Below are 1041 nucleotides of genomic sequence, written 5' to 3'. Positions count from 1 at the left end.
CTTGCCGGCGGAGCCGAGCTGCTTGGTTGCCTCCACGACGCGGGCGGCAAGGCCTGCCTCGGCGGAGGCACCCCAGACGCGCGGATCGTACAGCTTCTTGTTGCCCACTTCGCCATCGACCTTCAACACGCCGGCGTAGTTCGTGAACATGTGATCCACCACCGGACGCGTGTACGAGTACTGGGTGTCAGTGTCGATGTTCATCTTGATCACGCCATAGGAGACAGCATCGGCGATCTCCTGGTCAGAGGAGCCGGAGCCGCCGTGGAACACCAGGTCAAACGGGCTGTCCTTGCCCAGCTTCGCTCCCACCTGCGCCTGGATGTCCTTAAGGATCTCCGGGCGGAGCTTCACGCCGCCCGGCTTGTACACGCCGTGCACGTTGCCGAAGGTCAGTGCGGTGATGTAGCGGCCGTTCTCGCCGGCACCGAGAGCCTCGATGGTGGCCAGAGCGTCCTCGACCGTGGTGTACAGCTTGTCATTGATGGCGTTTTCGACGCCGTCTTCCTCGCCACCAACGATGCCGATTTCAACTTCGAGGATCATCTTCGCGGCGGCCGTGCGCTCCAGCAGTTCCCGTGCGGTGCTCAGGTTCTCATTCAACGGCTCATGCGAACCATCCCACATGTGCGAGTTAAAGATCGGATTGCGGCCAGCCTTGACCTCGGCCTCCGAAGCTGCCAGCAGCGGCAGGACAAAGCCATCCAGCTTGTCCTTGGGGCAGTGGTCCGTGTGCAATGCGATGTTCACGCCATAGTTCTTAGCCACTTCACGGGCGAACGCGGCGAAACCAAGCGAACCGGCCACCATGTCCTTGGTCGCAGCACCGGACCAGTAGGCGGCACCGCCGGTGGATACCTGGACGATGCCATCGGACTCAGCCTCGGCGAAGCCGCGCAGCGCGGCGTTCAGCGTCTGCGAGGAGGTGACGTTGACAGCCGGAAATGCATAGCCGCCGGCCTTGGCACGGTCAATCATCTCGGAGTAGATCTCTGGGGTTGCAATGGGCATGCTGACTCCTATGCTGAGTTTTCGTCTATG

The 1041-nt window shown here is 62.0% G+C and carries 1 protein-coding gene; it reads right to left on the bottom strand.

Annotation, left to right across the window (positions count from 1 at the left end; translation table 11 throughout):
- Nucleotides 1-1011: class II fructose-bisphosphate aldolase (gene fbaA / locus ABIB27_RS19340; protein ID WP_354254711.1), on the bottom strand; the 1011-nt coding region annotated here is incomplete at its 3' end.
- Between the last annotated feature and the right edge of the window lie 30 nt (nt 1012-1041).

The organism is Arthrobacter sp. UYEF21, assembly GCF_040546085.1.
Classification (GTDB): Bacteria; Actinomycetota; Actinomycetes; order Actinomycetales; family Micrococcaceae; genus Arthrobacter.
Note: the sequence above shows the minus strand (reverse complement) of the source record. Positions and strands in the feature narration are given on the sequence as shown.